Genomic DNA, 17,582 nt, shown 5'->3' with positions numbered 1-17,582 from the left:
AATCCAACATAATCAGCCCCTGCCTCAATTGCTTCCTTATGGGACAGGGAAGAAGGTTCGCGTTCTTGTTTTGACGAAACAGCCAGATAAGGAAAAGGAAGCAATTGAGGCAGGGGCTGATTATGTTGGATTTGATGAGTATATAAATAAAATAAAGGAAGGATGGACTGATGTTGATGTTATAATTGCAACCCCTGAAGTTATGGGTGAGGTCGGAAAACTCGGTAAAATCCTTGGACCTCGTGGGTTGATGCCAAATCCGAAAAGCGGAACTGTTACAAATGATGTCGCTAAAGCTGTTAAGGAAGCAAAGGCAGGAAGAGTTGAATTCAGGGTTGACAAAGCCGGGAATATACATGTATCGGTCGGGAAAGTATCGTTTGAAAATGAAAAGTTAATTGAAAATATAAAGACGCTTCTTTCAACAATAGTTAAGTTGAGACCAGCTTCTGTTAAAGGTCAGTACATAAAGAACATCACTCTTTCAAGCACAATGGGTCCAGGAATAAAAGTGGATAAGAATTCAGTTCTCATGAATTTATCATAAATGGGTTGCTTCTAAGCCAACATCTCTGGGCGTAAAGAGACGCACTCTTTAATTTATGCTTGAGATATTTTCTAATTTAAAAAATTTTTGAGGTTGAAATGAAAAGAGAGGAGAAAGCTAAAATTGTTGAGGAGATAACTGAAAAAATTTCGCGTGCAAGAGGACTTGTTTTGACCGATTTTACCAAGATGACAGTAGCTGAGGTAAATGAGTTAAGAAAGGAACTTAAAAGCGCTAAGGTTGATTATAAGGTTGTGAAGAATACGCTTTTAAAGATAGCGATGCAGAATGTCGGAGGATATGATGGGTTGTTTAAGTATCTTGAAGGACCAACAGCGGTTGCATTTGGATACGATGATCCGATTACGCCGGTCAGATTGATAAAAAAGGTAAAAAGCAAGATTGAGAAGCCAGCTGTTAAGGCTATTTTTGTGGAGGGGCAGATATATGACGGTTCAAAACTTGATGAACTGGCAAATTTGCCTTCAAAGTCAGATATCATTGCTGGAATAATCGGGAGTATTGCAGCTCCAGCAAGTGGTATTGTCTGGACATTAAATGCGGTTTTATCGGAACTTGTTCTTGTAATTGATGCGATTGCGAAAAAACTTGAAGAAAAAGGTTCATAAGAATTTTTAAAAACAAAATTTTTAAGGGAGAAAAAAATGCCATCACAGATAGTAGAAGAAATTGTTGAAAGAATTGAGAAGCTTACGCTTCTTGAAGCAGTAGAGTTAAAAAAGATCCTTGAGGAAAAATTTGGTGTTTCTGCAGCTGCTGTTGCAGCGCCAGTTGTTGCAGCTGTCCCCGGTGCAGCACCTGCAGCAGCACAACCAGCAGCTGAGGAGAAAACCGAATTTGATGTCATCCTTGTTAATCCAGGTGCACAGAAACTTAATGTCATAAAGATCGTCAGACAGATAACAGGTCTTGGGTTAAAGGAAGCAAAGGACCTTGTTGATAGTGCACCAAAGCCGATCAAAGAAGGTATTTCAAAGGAAGAGGCTGAAAAGATTAAGAAAGAACTTGAAGAGGCAGGAGCACAAGTTCAAATCAAATAAAATTTTTCTTTTAAACTAAATTTGAAAACCAAATTAAAAACAAACACAAGCCGGTAACAACCTAAAAGTGATAAACTTTTAGGGTTATCGGCTTGTTGCTTTTTTTAGAATTTCAAAAATTTAAAATTTTAAGGAGTGAGGGAAAATTGGCAAAGAAAAGAGAAATAACAGCAACGGGGAGAATTTCATTTGGAAAAATTAAGCCTGTGCTTGATTATCCTGATTTGCTTGAGATCCAGCTTAAATCTTTTAAAGAGTTTCTTCAAGAAGATGTTCCACCCAGCAAGAGAGAAGATAAGGGTTTACAGGCGGTTTTTAAAGCGAATTTCCCTGTAACTGACTCAAAAGAAGTTTTCGTGCTTGATTTTATTGAGTATTATATTGATAAACCTAAATACACGATTGAAGAATGTAAAGAGCGAGGTTTAACATATGCTGTTCCATTGAAAGCTAAGTTGCGCCTTTCTTCCAAACTTGATCCAAGTCATGCTGATTATGTTGAGACAATTGAACAGGATGTTTTCCTTGGTAATTTGCCTTATATGACTGAAAGAGGCACATTCATTATAAATGGCGCCGAAAGGGTTGTCGTAAATCAATTACAAAGATCACCAGGGGTTTTCTTTGATGAAACAGTTTTCCCGAATGGGTTAAAGACATATCAAGCGCAAATAATTCCTTTGAAGGGTTCATGGATTGAGTTCACAACCGATGTTATGGATATGATGTATGTTTACATTGATAGAAAGAGGAAATTTTATGTTACAACTCTTTTGAGGGCGCTTGGGTATTCATCTGATGAAGATATATTGAAATTATTTGAACTTGTTGAGGAAATACCTGTTAATAGTTCAACACAGGCGAAATTGATAGGCAGGATTGTTGCATCTGATGTTGTTGACTTAAAGACAGGAGAGATAATTATTACAAGAAATTCTGAAATAACTGTAGATGATCTTGAGAGGATTAGCTCTGCAAATATCAAAACCTTGCTTGTATGGAAAGAGGGTGATTCGGATGTTAAGGATATAATTTTAAAAACAATGGACAAAGATGCGATAAAGAGCGAAAAGGAAGCGATTGAACATATTTACAAGCAGTTGCGACTTGGAGAGGCTCAGGATATGGAAACGGCAAAGAGTATAATTGAGAAATGGTTCTTTAATCCAAAACGCTATGATTTAAGCGTTGTTGGAAGATACAAGATCAATTCACGACTTAACCTTAATGTTCCGTTAAATCAGACAACGTTAACTAAGGAAGATGTTGTTGCGATTATAAAATATCTTGTTCATTTGCAAAGTGGTAAAGAAAGGATTGATGATGTTGATCATCTTGGAAATCGCAGAGTAAGGACAGTAGCTGAACAACTTGTTCAGGTATTGAATGCGGCGTTTGCGAGGATGGCCCGCACGATAAAGGAGAGATTAAATTTAAGGGAGACTGATAAGCTTACACCTCAGGATCTTGTCAATTCAAGGATTATAGCCAACGCATTAAATGCATTTTTTGGCACGAGCCAGTTATCTCAATTTATGGATCAGACGAACCCGCTTGCCGAGATAACGCATAAAAGAAGGGTTAGCGCACTTGGTCCAGGTGGATTGACAAGAGAAAGAGCGGGTATTGAGGTCCGTGATGTTCATTACACTCAATACGGGAGACTATGTCCTATTGAAACACCTGAGGGTCCAAACATTGGTTTGATTGCTTCGCTTGCTGTTTTTGCCAGAATAAATGAGTTTGGTTTTATTGAAACTCCATATAGAAAAGTTAAAAATGGTCGTGTTACAGATGAAATTGAATATCTTACGGCTGACGAAGAGGAAAGAGTCATAATCGCACAGGCGAACGCTCCAATTGATTCAAATGGTAGATTTCTTGTTGATAAGGTCAAGGCAAGGAAAGGAGGAGATTTCGTTGTTGTATCGCCCAATGAGGTTCAGTATATGGATATCTCGCCGAATCAGATAGTTAGTGTATCTGCTTCCCTCATTCCATTTCTTGAGCATGATGACGCAAACCGTGCCCTTATGGGTTCAAACATGCAAAGACAAGCAGTTCCACTTCTAAGACCCGAAGCACCACTTGTTGGAACTGGATTTGAGGATAAAGTTGCTCGCGATTCAAGGATGATGATAGTCGCAGAAGGTGATGGCGTAGTTAAATATGTTGACGCAACTAAGATTATAGTTGAGTATGATCATAAGAAAGGAAGTATTGAGGAAATTTTGAGTTTTGATGATAAATACACAGTTGAGTATAAGTTGACAAAATTTTCAAGATCAAATCAGGATACATGTATAAACCAGAAACCAGTTGTCAGGGTTGGACAAAGGGTTAAAGCTGGAGATGTTCTTGCTGACGGACCTGCAATTGACCATGGTGAACTTGCCCTTGGAAGGAATGTACTTGTTGCTTTTATGCCATGGAGAGGTTATAATTTTGAAGACGCTATAATTGTGAGCGAGAAACTTGTTGCTGAGGATGCTTTCACATCAGTTCATATAGAAGAATTTGAGCTTTCGGTCCACGATACGCGTCGTGGCGAGGAAGAATTCACCAGGGAAATTCCAAATGTAAGTGAGGAAGCTATAAAAGATCTTGATGAAAATGGTATAGTTAAAGTTGGGACATATGTTAAGGAGGGCGATATCTTAATTGGTAAAATAACTCCGAAAGCGGAGACTGAACCAACGCCTGAGGAAAAACTTTTGAGAGCGATATTTGGAGAGAAGGCTGGGGAAGTTAAAGATGCATCATTAAGGGCAAGTCCGGGGTTGAGGGGTGTTGTGATTGCGACGAAGCTTTTCCAGCGCAAAAAGAAGGATGCTGAATCAAAAAAGCAGGAAAAGAAACTTATTGACGGAATAGAAAAGAAAAGAAAGAAGTTAATTGATGAGGCGAAAGAAAAATTAGCAGAAAAACTTGGGCGGTTGCTTGAAGATGAAACATCACTTGGGATAAGAAATAAAAAGGGTGAAGTTGTTATAAGAAGCGGAGTTAATTTAAGACCGGAGGTTTTCAAGTCGCGTATTGACGAACTTGACGACCTTGATTATGATGGTGAGTGGGTTGAAAGTTCAAAGAAGAACATGTTGAAAAAGCAGTTATATGAAAATTATTTAAAGAAGTTACAAGATATTGAAACGCAAGCGAAGATTGAGAAGTATAAAGTTCAGGTTGATGAACTTCAGCCTGGTGTTGTCCAGCTTGCTCGTGTTTATGTTGCAAAGAAGAGAAGATTACAAGTTGGGGATAAGATGGCGGGTCGGCACGGGAATAAAGGTGTTATAGCAAAAGTTGCTCCCGTTGAAGATATGCCTTTCCTTCCGGATGGGACACCAGTTGATATCGTTTTAAATCCGCTTGGTGTGCCTTCAAGAATGAATTTAGGGCAATTGTTTGAGACCGCTCTTGGGTGGGCTGCGAAAAAACTTGGCGTCAAATATGCAAGCCCCATATTTGATGGTGCAACATGGGAGGACATCCAAGAAGAACTCAAAAAAGCAGGCTTGCCTGAAACAGGGAAAACAATTCTCTATGATGGCAGAACTGGAGAACCTTTTGATCAAGAGGTTACCGTTGGATACATTTATATGATGAAACTTATCCATATGGTTGAAGATAAAATTCACGCAAGATCAATCGGTCCATATTCACTTATCACGCAGCAACCGCTTGGTGGAAAAGCTCAGTTTGGTGGTCAAAGACTTGGAGAAATGGAAGTATGGGCTCTTGAGGCTTATGGTGCAGCTTACACTCTACAAGAAATGTTAACTTACAAATCTGACGACATTCAGGGTCGTTCAAAAGCCTATGAAGCAATAGTTAAAGGTGATAATTTACCTGAGCCAGGGATTCCCGAATCGTTTAATGTTCTGGTTCGTGAGCTTCAAGGACTTGGTCTTGATGTGAGAATTGAATAAAAATAAATTTTTCTCAGGAGGTTTAAAAATGGAAAAATTGCAAATTTTAAAAGAAGGTCTTTTGAAGAAAAAGCAGATCACAAAAGTTTCAATTAAACTTGCAAGCCCTGACACAATACTTCAGTGGTCTCGTGGTGAGGTTACAAAGCCTGAAACGATAAATTACAGAACATATAAACCAGAAAGAGATGGACTTTTCTGCGAGAAGATATTTGGACCTGTTAAAGACTGGGAATGTCATTGCGGAAAATACAAAAGAATAAGATATCGGGGGGTTGTATGTGATAGATGCGGTGTTGAGGTTACGCAAAGAAGCGTGAGACGTGAAAGAATGGGGCACATTGAGCTTGCTGTGCCTGTTGTGCATATATGGTATCTGAGGTCTGTCCCAAGCAAAATTGGTTCATTGCTTGGAATGTCAACAAAAGATCTTGAGAAAATAGTTTATTATGAGTCGTATGTTGTTATAAAACCTGGTAAAACAGGTTTGAAAGAAAAGGATCTTATAACAGAGGAACAATATCAAGAAATACTTGAGAAGTTCCCTGATAACGATAAATTGCCTGATGATCATCCTGATAAGTTTATTGCGAAGATGGGTGGAGAAGCGATAAGAGATCTTTTGAAAAATCTTGACATTGAACAGTTATCAATTGAATTAAAAGAGCAATTAGCTCAGGAGTCCTCCGAACAGAAAAAATATGAGATTTTGAAACGACTAAAAGTAGTTGAGGCGTTTAATCAAAAGCAGGTCATAAGAGGTAAAGAGGAGTTTATAAACAGACCTGAGTGGATGGTTTTAACAATAATTCCTGTTATCCCACCAGAGCTGAGACCGCTTGTTCCTCTTGAGGGTGGACGCTTTGCTACGAGCGATTTGAACGATCTCTATCGTAGGGTTATAATCAGAAATAATAGATTGAAGAGATTAAAGGAGATAAAAGCGCCAGAGATAATCCTCAGAAACGAAAAAAGAATGCTACAGGAGGCAGTTGATGCCCTGCTTGATAATTCAAGGCGTGTGAACGCTGTAAAAGCAGATACAAATAGACCTCTCAAATCCCTGTCTGATATTCTAAAGGGCAAGCAAGGTAGATTTAGACAGAATTTGCTTGGTAAAAGAGTTGATTATTCAGGTCGTTCTGTCATTGTCGTTGGACCTGAGCTAAAACTTCATCAGTGTGGATTGCCGAAGGATATGGCTGTTGAATTGTTTAAACCATTTTTGATTCGCAAGCTGATGGAATATGGTTATGCAAAAGCAGCACGCACAGCGAAGAGGATAATTGAAAGGAAAGATCCTATCATTTGGGGATTACTTGAAAAGATTGTTGATAGTCATCCCGTCCTATTGAACCGTGCTCCGACATTGCATCGGCTCGGGATACAGGCATTTCAGCCTGTTTTAACAGATGCAAAAGCTATTCAGTTGCATCCACTCGTTTGTGTAGCTTTCAATGCTGACTTTGATGGTGACCAGATGGCGGTTCATGTCCCGCTTTCATATGAGGCTCAACTTGAGGCAAGGATATTGATGCTCTCAAGCCATAATTTGCTCAAGCCTGCTGATGGCAAACCAATTACAATCGCAACTCAGGATATCGTTCTTGGACTTTATTATCTGACTAAAGAAAGAGAAGGGGAACCAGGTCAAGGTAAACTTTTCTCATCGCCTGAAGAAGTAATAATTGCATATAACAGCGGTAAACTTGGGCTACATGCAAAGATCAAAGTTAGAATGTTAAATCAAGCGACAGGAAAATATGAGATTGTTGAGACAACAACTGGTAGAGTTATTTTTAATCAGATTGTCCCGAAGGAAATTGGATTTATCAATGAGGTCTTGACGAAGAAGAAACTCACGGATCTGATAGCGAAAATTTACAAAAAGTATGGAAATGTTAGAACAGCTGAATTCCTTGATGAGATGAAGGATATGGGATATTACTATGCGACAAAGTCTGGAATTTCAATTGGTGTCCCTGATGTGATAGTCCCTGAAGAAAAAGAAGCTATAATTGCTGAATATCAGAAACGAGTTGATGCTCATTATAATGAATATCTTGAGGGAGAGATTACCGATACAGAAAGGTATAATAAAGTTATTGATGAATGGTCGGCAGCTACAGAGAAAGTTGCAAAGGCGTTGTTTGATAAACTTTCCAAGGTAAATCAGGGATTTAATCCACTTTTTGTCATGCTTGATTCGGGTGCCCGTGGATCAAAGGATCAGGTAAGGCAACTTGGTGGAATGCGTGGCTTAATGCAAAAGCCACAAAAAGGTATGACTGGGCAACCTTATGAGATGATTGAGCATCCAATTCTTTCAAATTTCCGTGAAGGTCTTTCAATATGGGAATACTTCCTTTCAACGCACGGCGCAAGGAAAGGTCTTGCAGATACAGCTCTTAAAACATCCGATGCAGGTTATCTTACAAGGCGTTTGGTTGATGTCGCACAAGATGTTGTCGTAACGGAGGAAGACTGCGGAACTGTCAGGGGAATTACTATCACAGCCCTGAAAGAAGAAGGTGGTGAAGAAGTTAGAGTTACACTCGCAGACAGAATTATCGGAAGGGTTGCTTTGCATGATATCTATCATCCTGTCACTGGGGAAATAATTGTTGAGGCAGGACAAGAAATTGATGAAGATCTAGCTCAAAAAATTGAAGAAGCTGGAATAGAAGAAGTTGAAGTTCGTTCTGTCCTCACATGTGAAGCCAAATATGGTGTTTGTGTAAAGTGCTATGGTAGAAATCTTGCTACAGGTAGAATGGTGGAAGTTGGTGAAGCAGTTGGGATAATCGCTGCCCAGTCAATAGGTGAGCCAGGAACACAGCTTACGCTTAGAACTTTCCACACAGGTGGTAGCGTTGCGGGTGCTGGATATAGATCGTCAAAGATCTTTGCTAAAAACGATGGTAAGGTTAAATTTGTAAATCTAAAGTACATTGAGTATGAAAAGGCAACAGATGAAGGAGTAGAAAAGGTTCTGCGTGTGATGTCAAAGCAAGGATATATTATAGTTGAAGATGAGAAACGAAGTGAGCTTTCTAAAAAATATGCCGTTCCTTATGGTGCCGACCTTAAAGTGAAAAATGGGCAACTTGTCAAGAAGGGAGAGGAGCTCTATGAAACTGACCCGTATAACTCTCTCATTCTTGCAGAGAAGTCAGGAAGGGTTGAACTTATTGATTTTATTCCTGATGTCACATATCGTGAGGAAGCGGATGAGACAACAGGGCATATGCAGTGGGTTATAATAGAAGCAAAGGATAAAACTAAAGTTCCAAGAATTAAAATTATAACATCAAAAGGTGAAGAGCATTATCAACCGATCCCAGCCAGGGCGCTTGTGAATCCGGAAATTAGCAATGGAGTGTATATCAAAGCTGGTGATGTTATAGCTAAAATCCCAAGAGAACAAGCAAAGATCAGAGATATAACCGGTGGATTGCCGAAGGTTGTAAATCTTTTTGAAGCAAGAACCCCTAATGATCCAGCAGAACTTGCTGAAATTGATGGCGTTGTAAGCGTTAAAACGGAGAGAAATTATTACATCGTCAAGATAACAAGCGACGATGGGCAGTTTGAAAAAACTTATCAAATACCACAGACAAAACATCTTATTGTTGAAGATGGCGACCGTGTTTATGCAGGTGATAGATTAACAGACGGTCCAATTGACCCGCATAAAGTTCTAAGCATAAAGGGAATCAATGCAGTTCAGCAGTATCTTGTTAATGAGATCCAAGATGTTTATAGAAATGAAGGTGTTGAAATTAATGACAAGCATATTGAAGTAATCGTCAGGCAAATGATGCGTAAGGTTAAAATTACAAATTCGGGTGATACAAAGTTCCTTGAGAGAGATATAGTTGATAAAGATTTAGTTGACGAGGAAAACAACAGGATAAGGAATATGGTTGTTATAACAAACAAGGGTGATTCAAAGTATAAAGTTGGGCAAATAAAACTGAAGACTGAAGTTGACAAGGAAAACGATATATTAAGAAAGAAAAGAAAAAGACCTGCAGAGTATCGTCCCGCAAAAGGTGCTGAATTTGAACCTGTATTGCTTGGTATAACCAATGCTGCTTTGACAACCGAAAGCTGGATTTCGGCAGCTTCGTTCCAGGAAACCACGCGGGTTCTGACAGATGCAGCAATAGATGCAAAGGTGGATAATCTGCGCGGTTTAAAAGAAAATGTTGTCGTTGGTCAACTTATACCTGCTGGAACAGGCTTCAGAAACGAGCAGAAAGATTACCGTGATGTCAGAGTTATGTTAAAGGAAACTGCGAAGGAAATTGAAAAAGCTGAGGAAGAAAAAGAGAAAGTCACTGAAAAGAAAGCAGCATCATTGTGAAAATTAAATTTTTAATCCGAATGAAAAATTTAAAAACAAGCGACGGCTGGATTTTAGCCGTCGCTTTTTTGTTAAAAACCAAAAAAGATTAAAAAGATGGCAAAAGAAGGTCTCGTAATAGTTGAATCCCCAGCAAAAGCAAAAACAATAGGCAAGTATCTTGGGAGTGAATTTATAGTTGAGGCATCAATCGGGCATGTCAAAGACCTTCCAAAGAGACCAAGGGATAAATCAAAACTTGGAATAGACATTGATAGGAATTATAAACCAAGATATGTTGTAATCCCTGGTAAAAAAGAAGTTCTTGAAAAGTTAAGAGAACTTGCAAGGAAGGTAAATAAGGTTTTCATAGCAACAGACCCTGATAGAGAGGGCGAGGCAATTGCATGGCACATAAAAACGGAAATTGAAAGTGTAAATTCAAACATAAAGCGTGTTCTTTTCACTGAGATAACTAGGAACGGAATTGAAAAAGGGATGCAAAATCCCCGTGATATTGATATGAACCTTGTTGATGCCCAGCAGGCAAGGCGTGTCCTTGATAGAATTGTTGGGTATAGGATCAGCCCATTTTTGAAGAAGGTTGTGAATGAAAAAATTTCTCTCTCTGCTGGGAGAGTTCAATCGGTCGCACTTCGTTTGGTATGCGAGCGTGAAGAGGAGATAAAAAATTTCAAGCCAGAAGAATACTGGACAATTGAAGCGGAGTTTAAAACGCAGTCGGGGGAAATTTTAAAAGCCAAGTTATTCAAAATAAATGGCGAAGACCCAAAGATACCAAATAGAGAAACAGCTGAAAAAATTTTAGATGATTTGAAAGACAAAGTTTTTAGAATCTCAAACATCCAAAAGAAAGAAATTTTAAAAAATCCAGCACCACCATTTATCACAAGCACTCTCCAACAGGAAGCAAGCAATAAACTTCGTTTTTCAGCAAAGAAAACAATGATGTTAGCCCAGCAACTTTACGAAGGCGTTGAACTTGGAGATGAAGGAAGGGTTGGATTGATAACATATATGAGAACTGACTCAACGAGATTAAGTGATGAATCTGTAAACGCGGTAAGGGAATACATTTATAACAATTACGGCAAGGAATATCTACCTCAAACACCAAGGGTTTTCAAAAAATCAAAGACAAGTCAAGATGCACACGAGGCAATAAGACCAACATATATGAAGTATGAGCCGAAGTTTGTAAAGAAGTATCTTGATGAAGACCTTTTCGCTCTTTATGAACTCATTTGGAATAGGTTCGTTGCTTGTCAGATGTCCTCAGCTGTGCTTGAGCAAACAGTCGTTGATATAACTGCGGATGGGTATCTTTTTAGGGCAACTGGAACTATAGTTAAGTTTAATGGTTACATGCAAATTTACGAAGAAACAAAAACTGAGTCAGAGGATAAAGAAGAAAAGGAAGTCAAGATACCTGTTAAAATAAACATTGATGAAATTTTAGCACTTACAAACCTTGTCCCCGAGCAACACTTTACAAAGCCACCAGCAAGATATACCGAAGCCTCGCTTGTAAAAGAGCTTGAATCAAGAGGCATTGGAAGACCAAGCACTTATGCTACGATAATCAGCACAATTCTTGAGCGTGGATATGTTGAACTTCAAGATAGAAAATTGATTCCTACGGATCTTGGTTTTGCCGTGAATAAAATTCTCATCTCAAACTTTCCCGATGTTGTTGATTATAAATTTACAGCGAGGATGGAAGATGACCTTGATGAGATAGCCTCTGGAAAGAAAAAATATACCGATGTTGTTGATTCGTTTTTTAAACCGTTTGATAGATATCTCAAAGAACTTGAGAATAAAAAAGATGAAATAAGAGAACAAGTCCAAGAAAAAACAGATATAGCGTGTTATAAATGCGGTTCAAAAATGGTTGTTAAAATTGATAAATATGGAAAATATCTTGCCTGTTCTAATTTGGAATGCAATTATACAATGGCTTTTCCAACGGATGGAGAGCTTGGGCAAGTAAGAGTCTGTCCAGAATGCGGTGGCAGGTTAGTTTTGAGACATGGCAGATTTGGAAAATTTTACGGATGTGAAAATTATCCATCGTGCAAATATACTGAATCAATAACAACAGGCATAAAATGTCCCGAATGCGGGAAAGGGGAACTTGTTGAGCGGAAAAGCAAAAGAAAACGAACTTTTTATGGATGTTCAAATTACCCAGATTGTGGTTTCATTCTATGGGATAAACCCATTGAAAAACCATGCCCTGAATGCGGTTATCCACTTATAGTTAAACCTAAGCGTAAAACCTCAACCTCTTACAAATGCCCCAAATGCAATGCGGAGATAATGGAACATAGCGTTTGAATTGTTTCAGGGTTCGTAAATAAATTTAGATTGATTTGCCATCGGCATTGGGAATATTTTCAACGGCACAGGTGGGGAAGCACCCCTTGTGAGGAATACATAATATGTCTGGAACGAACCCTTTATATAAATTGTCTTCGTTTTTACTTCCCAGGTCTGTGGGTCAATTTCCTTGGGTCTAAGTTCAAAATTTCCAGCTATGGTGTGAAGTGTTAAGTTGTGTAAAGTGAGATTTAAAATCCCTGTTCCAATTGGGCTCGCTGGATTCCCAAGCGAATCAACCGTTGCAGTTGAGTAAGTATTTGTTGAATCAATGTAAATAGCCACCATTTCAATCGGTGTTCTGGTAGCATCATATGTTTTAGGAACTTGTATATCACTTGAGAATTTAAATCCAATTGCTATAAGATTTTGGAGTGTTCCACTGGCGTATTTTACTCCGATCAAACTCATAACCCCAGCTGAATCGTCATACACAGCAATAACTGAATCCATTTTAAAGGATTTACTGTCAACAGTGATTTGAATATACGGCAAAATTTGGTTCTGTTCTTCTTTTTTGCAAGAGTAGATGAAAAGCAGGGCAAAAATCAGAAAAATTAATTTTAATCTCATAATCTCTCCAATCTTTCTTTTGCTTTTTTAGCGACAGGACTTCTGGGATATTCTTTCAGAACGCGATTCATATATTCTTTTGCTTCTTTAATTTTCCCAAGCGCTGCGTAACATCTTCCAAGCATATATAAAGCATCAGGGGTTTTGGTTGATTTTGTCTGTGCGACATAGTTGAAATATTCAATTGCCTTCTCGTATTGTTTTAAGGCGAAGTAGCTTTCACCTGCCCAGTAGACAGCGTTTATTTTCAAGTTTGTTTCAACACTACTTCTCATCAAAGTATCAAAGTAAGAGATAGCCATTTTATATTTGCGATTTTTGAAGGCATTAAGTCCCAAATTGTAATAATTTCTAAATTGCTTTTCCGTCATTTCAATTTTTGGCGTTTCAGCAGTTATGCCAGGATAAGCAAGTTTAGCTTCACCGGCAACAGTTGCAGGTTTGGTTTCAGCAGGTTGTGTTGTTAATTTTGTTTCAAGTTCAGCAAGTTTCGCTTGCAGGTCTCTTATCTGTCTTTTATATTCTGTAATTTCGCTGTCTCGCTTTACAATCTCAGCTCTAAGTTCAAGTTCAGTTGCCCCGGGCTTTGGTTGTGATTCATACTCTGAGAGCTTTAAAGAAAGTTCGCGTGTTTTTTGTTTCTCCGCTTCAAGTTGAGCTCCGAGGTCGGAAAGTTTTGCAGTCAACTGAGCGTTGTTTTCTTGAAGTGATTGTATTTTTTTCTCCAGTTCAGATTTTTCTCTTTCTAGCTGTGAGTTTTGGGTTTCTAATTTTGATATTTGTTCTTTGAGTGTTTTGTTTTCCTCAGATAGGGTAAGCATTTGCGTTGTATCAATTTCTGCCGTTGTTTCCCCAATTATGTTTCCGTATATATCTTCTTGTTCAGCTGTGGACGCGCATCCCTGAATTAAAGTTAAAAACAATAATCCAGCTGTAATAGTTAAAATAAAACCCACTATTTTCATGGCTTAACCTTCCTTTTGTTTAACTTTGCTTGATTTAAAATAAAAAAGTATTGGGTAAAAGTCAAGCGATGAGGCGATCCTGGCAATCTTGATTTTATTTGCAAAATTTTATAAATTTATAATCGCCTGGAGGGTTAGCCTAATTGGTAAGGCGGCGGTCTTGAAAACCGCTGGGCTTCGCGCCCTTGGGGGTTCGAGTCCCTCACCCTCCGCATTTTGTAATTTTTCCACACCGGTTTGAAAAAATGTAAAATTTAACCCGCTGACTTATTTAATTTCCCCGCTTTTTTCAGATTTTTTGAAAGGAATAAAATTTGATGTGTTTTTAATGTGAGCTGTGTCACACTGTTTCTTGAAGCACCTTTGCAATTTTGTTTAAAGACAAAAATTGAACATTCATTAGAAGGTTTTAACCTATGATTAAAATCTTGACAAAAGCGATTAGTTTTGTTATATTTACCTCAAGATAACAAAAGCCACTCGTTGTGGCAGAAATTACAAACTAAATAAAAAGTAATTTTTGGAGGTAGCCATGAAAAAATTGTTGTTGATTTTGGTTTTCATCTCTATACTTGTGTCTTTTTCAATAGGGCAGGTAACGATAGGATGGCACCAATCAAATATTGAAATTGATGCTGGAGTTTCAGGTCAGCAAATTTTTGTTATGCTACAAAATAGTTATTCCAATCAGGGTGTCTGGAGCTTCAAAATTGATATTACTTCAACAAGTATAACTTTGAATACGAGCAATGTTAGTTTATATCCTGGCTTGTCATCAAATTTTCTAATAACTAAGTCAAACATAACAAATGGTGTTAGTGTTGTTGTTTATGGAAAAACGAAGAGTCGTATGTTTCAGCCTGGTTTTAACTCAAGCGTGCTTGTGGTTACATTACCTTCTTTGTCAGCCGGTTCGTATTCTGTTACTTTGAGTGGTGCATCTGCAGTCATTAGAAATTATCCAGGTGGTGGTGGCACGCCTCAAATGGTTACCCCAACTTTAAGTCCGGCTACGATAAATATTACAGCTTCCACTTTTACACCTCCTACTTCTTCGCCAACATTTACGCCAACTGGTTATACCAATAGTCGCAAATATGGTGATGTAAATTGGGATAATAATGTAAATATTGTAGATGTAACCGCACTTGCTGATGTCGTGGTTGGAAATTACGGTGCTGTAATAGTAAATGATCCTGAAGTTAATTTTAGAGATGCGAATAGCGATGGAACAAATGATAGATATTTTTATGAGACAACCAATGGTGAAAGTTCGCTCCAATATGACAATGCGAATCCTGATAATGCAGACAGGATAGCTTCTGATGTTAATGGTGGGGGCGGAACTCTTGATCTTATGGACCTCGCAACATTGGAAGATGCGGTGGTAAGTGGTGTATGGCCAGGTTATGCGATAGCTGCGATTGCTGGTTCGCCTGTGTTTAAAGTTAATGATAAAGGTTTAGGTTCTGGTGCAATTCTTGCAAAGTTTGAAGGAGGTGGGAAAAAGGTAAATGCAAACGGACTTTTAAAATTTGAGCTGTTCAGTCCTGGGACGAAGACAAGTAAGATAAGGGTTAAACTTGAAAATAACGAGCCTTTGTTAAGAGGATTGCAAATAGAATTTATATCTTCTGTTTTACCTGGCAAGATTGATGTTTGGAAGATGCCCGATGCAAGTGGGTTAAATGTTGATTGGAGGAGGAATGAATTTAATAAAATTGTAATTGTCGTCTATGCCGATGGTGGTAAATATATCAAAACAGGTGAAAGCGTTTTGCTTACGATAGTGCTTCCTAATGTCACTGCTGAACAACTTTTGAATGCTGAACCTCAAATTATAGCAAGTGTTGGAAATACAGGTGCAGATTTGTTATATAATGCTTATCAATTTGGAGGAGAGGTGCCACTTGATTATATGCTTTACCAAAACTATCCAAATCCGTTTAACCCGGGCACCGAGATAAGGTTTGATATACCTGAGTATTCAAGTGTTAAGATAATCGTTTGGAATGTTCTTGGTCAGAAGGTTAAAACACTTGTTGAGGCAAATCTTGATCCTGGAAGAAAGAGTGTTAAGTGGGATGGAAGAGATGAGCAGGGTAATCCTGTTGGTTCAGGTGTTTACTTCTATACGATGTATGCAAAGTCGCTTGAAGATGGAAGAGAATTCACGATGACAAGAAAAGCAGTATTGATGAAGTAGGGATTATTTCTGGATTTTCTCTCTTTATTTAGTTTTTTATCAACCCCTCCCTGTAGGGAGGGGTTTTTTATTTTTGAAGGTTTGATTATTTTGGTTTTGAGCAATTTTCTTTTTAAATTTGATAAAAGCAAAGTTGCTTCTTAATTCCTTTTTGAATAAGGAACACAAGAGAAGCAAGTTGATTAAGGAGTTTAAACTTGATTTTTAAATGTATGAAAAACAAAATTCCGGAGACGATTTAAAAATGTATGGTGTTCTTGTTGCGATTGAGATAATAATTGCTATTTTTCTTGTTATCGCAGTTTTGCTTCAAGCTGGAAGAGGTGGTGGTCTTGCTGGAGCGTTTGGCGGAGCAGGTTTTGGGACAGTTTTTGGGATCAGAAGAACTGCAGACTTTCTTAGCAAAGCAACGATTACACTTGGTGCAATTTTTCTTTTGCTTGCAATTATAATTAATCTTTTCTTTCTACCAGGGAAGACACCCGAAAGTGTTCGTGAAAGCATAATTCAACAAAGGGCAAAATCGGTTCCACCAATTACTGTTCCTGCACCTCAGCCCGGTCAATCTCAACCTGCTGCAACCCCGCAGGAACAGAAATAGTTGATTTATTTCGGGTGAAAATAGTGAATTTTTGGCAAAGATGTATTTCGTAAAGGATTTTACGATGTGAAACAAAAAATTTATTTTTTATGCAAAGTTATGTTTTTGATGTTATAAGCGGAGCACTTGAATTTTTTTATGTTCTTTTGCCTGTCCTCTCGCTTACCGCTTTAGCTTATAGATTTACATTTGAAACAGGGAAAAGAACGGGGTCTTCACTTCTGTTTTTCTCCGCCGTTTTTTATTTGATAGCTGTTTATGAGGCTTTTTACATAACGGCAAGATTTGGGCTTATAACGAGCGCTGAACTCGTTTTAATACAGATACTTTACATCATTGGCGGATTTCTTCTTATCTTTGGGGTATTTTCCCTTTATAATTTCTTTATAAGATTGACAGGGATTGGTGATTTAAGCTCTTCTTTAAAAAAGATTTTGATACCTGGGGGCGCTTTTGTTGTTTTGTTGTTTCCGTATTTTTGGGTGCAATCTTATGAAAAAATGCTTCATCTTCTCACCGATATTTTTTATGTCTTGATTCAATTACAATTTTTTATTGCTTATTTTACCCTTGGCGATATAATGTTAACAAATAAAGATGTGTGTAAAAAAGCACCTCGCAGGAGCAAGTGGATTAAATTATTCTCTCTTTATTTCTTAGTTGAACCAGTTTTATGGCTCTGGTTTTTGAAACTTAGTTTTTCAGGGTTGGCACTTAGCAGAGTTTTCCTTGCGATAGAGGTTGCTGGCACATTTGTTTCTGGATTTTTAACTTTTAACATACTTCACATTTTGATTTCTCATTCGCCGTTGTTGCTTGAGGAGTATAAGTCAAGGTATATCGCCATTGTAAAATCTAGCATTATGAGACGACTTGCGGTGATAGCAATTGTTGCGGGTTTTGCAGTTGTTTTGTCGGGGACGCTTGCAACGGGATTATTTTTTGATAT

The 17,582-nt window shown here is 38.1% G+C and carries 11 protein-coding genes and 1 tRNA gene; 10 read left to right on the top strand and 2 right to left on the bottom strand.

Going from position 1 to position 17,582, the window contains the following annotated elements; translation table 11 throughout:
- From rplA to topA, 6 genes are all read left to right on the top strand, one after another.
- Nucleotides 1-547, top strand: a 547-nt coding sequence (gene rplA, locus AT685_RS02860) for a 50S ribosomal protein L1 (protein WP_143713093.1), incomplete at its 5' end; no start/stop codon positions are given.
- Nucleotides 548-645: 98 nt separating this feature from the next.
- The gene (rplJ, locus tag AT685_RS02855) at nt 646-1,176 is read left to right on the top strand and encodes a 50S ribosomal protein L10 (RefSeq protein ID WP_072151471.1); all 531 of its coding nucleotides are present in this window, start codon (nt 646-648) and stop codon (nt 1,174-1,176) included.
- A 36-nt stretch (nt 1,177-1,212) separates the two neighbouring features.
- On the top strand, nt 1,213-1,608 hold the full coding sequence (gene rplL / locus AT685_RS02850; RefSeq protein WP_072151470.1) for a 50S ribosomal protein L7/L12: 396 nt from the start codon (nt 1,213-1,215) through the stop codon (nt 1,606-1,608).
- Between the two features lie 146 nt (nt 1,609-1,754).
- Nucleotides 1,755-5,537, top strand: coding sequence for a DNA-directed RNA polymerase subunit beta (gene rpoB, locus AT685_RS02845; protein WP_081040554.1), 3,783 nt, complete (start codon nt 1,755-1,757; stop codon nt 5,535-5,537).
- A 28-nt stretch (nt 5,538-5,565) separates the two neighbouring features.
- Complete coding sequence (rpoC, locus tag AT685_RS02840; protein WP_072151469.1) at nt 5,566-9,906, top strand: DNA-directed RNA polymerase subunit beta'; 4,341 nt, start codon at nt 5,566-5,568, stop codon at nt 9,904-9,906.
- 96 nt (nt 9,907-10,002) lie between these two features.
- On the top strand, nt 10,003-12,246 hold the full coding sequence (gene topA / locus AT685_RS02835; protein WP_072151468.1) for a type I DNA topoisomerase: 2,244 nt from the start codon (nt 10,003-10,005) through the stop codon (nt 12,244-12,246).
- A gap of 6 nt (nt 12,247-12,252) precedes the next feature.
- On the opposite strand, the gene AT685_RS02830 is transcribed toward topA, so the two are convergent.
- Nucleotides 12,253-12,861 (bottom strand): hypothetical protein, encoded by a 609-nt coding sequence (locus tag AT685_RS02830; RefSeq protein WP_143713092.1) that lies wholly within the window; start codon nt 12,859-12,861, stop codon nt 12,253-12,255.
- Nucleotides 12,858-13,826: a tetratricopeptide repeat protein gene (locus AT685_RS02825; protein ID WP_072151466.1), complete on the bottom strand. Its 969-nt coding sequence runs from the start codon at nt 13,824-13,826 to the stop codon at nt 12,858-12,860. Before AT685_RS02825 ends, AT685_RS02830 begins: the two co-directional genes overlap by 4 nt.
- 128 nt (nt 13,827-13,954) lie before the next feature.
- Between AT685_RS02825 and AT685_RS02820 the strand changes: the two genes are divergently transcribed.
- The 4 genes from AT685_RS02820 to AT685_RS02805 all read left to right on the top strand — a co-directional run.
- Nucleotides 13,955-14,038, top strand: a tRNA-Ser gene (locus tag AT685_RS02820).
- 320 nt (nt 14,039-14,358) lie between these two features.
- Entirely contained in the window at nt 14,359-16,032 is a 1,674-nt protein-coding gene (locus AT685_RS02815) for a FlgD immunoglobulin-like domain containing protein (protein WP_072151465.1), read from the top strand.
- Nucleotides 16,033-16,240: 208 nt separating this feature from the next.
- A complete protein-coding gene (gene secG / locus AT685_RS02810) occupies nt 16,241-16,633 on the top strand; it encodes a preprotein translocase subunit SecG (RefSeq protein ID WP_234696222.1) in 393 nt (130 codons plus the stop codon).
- A gap of 89 nt (nt 16,634-16,722) precedes the next feature.
- The coding region (locus AT685_RS02805; protein WP_143713091.1) for a hypothetical protein at nt 16,723-17,582 on the top strand (860 nt) is incomplete at its 3' end.

The organism is Candidatus Kryptobacter tengchongensis, from assembly GCF_001458555.1.
Taxonomy (GTDB): domain Bacteria; phylum Bacteroidota; class Ignavibacteria; order Kryptoniales; family Kryptoniaceae; genus Kryptonium; species Kryptonium tengchongense.
Note: the sequence above shows the minus strand (reverse complement) of the source record. Positions and strands in the feature narration are given on the sequence as shown.

Coding starts and splice junctions, on each gene's coding strand:
- rplJ (WP_072151471.1), top strand. CDS start 646: ATGAAAAGAGAGGAGAAAGCTAAAATTGTTGAGGAGATAACTGAAAAA.
- rplL (WP_072151470.1), top strand. CDS start 1,213: ATGCCATCACAGATAGTAGAAGAAATTGTTGAAAGAATTGAGAAGCTT.
- AT685_RS02815 (WP_072151465.1), top strand. CDS start 14,359: ATGAAAAAATTGTTGTTGATTTTGGTTTTCATCTCTATACTTGTGTCT.
- topA (WP_072151468.1), top strand. CDS start 10,003: ATGGCAAAAGAAGGTCTCGTAATAGTTGAATCCCCAGCAAAAGCAAAA.
- AT685_RS02830 (WP_143713092.1), bottom strand. CDS start 12,861: ATGAGATTAAAATTAATTTTTCTGATTTTTGCCCTGCTTTTCATCTAC.
- AT685_RS02825 (WP_072151466.1), bottom strand. CDS start 13,826: ATGAAAATAGTGGGTTTTATTTTAACTATTACAGCTGGATTATTGTTT.
- secG (WP_234696222.1), top strand. CDS start 16,241: ATGTATGAAAAACAAAATTCCGGAGACGATTTAAAAATGTATGGTGTT.
- rpoC (WP_072151469.1), top strand. CDS start 5,566: ATGGAAAAATTGCAAATTTTAAAAGAAGGTCTTTTGAAGAAAAAGCAG.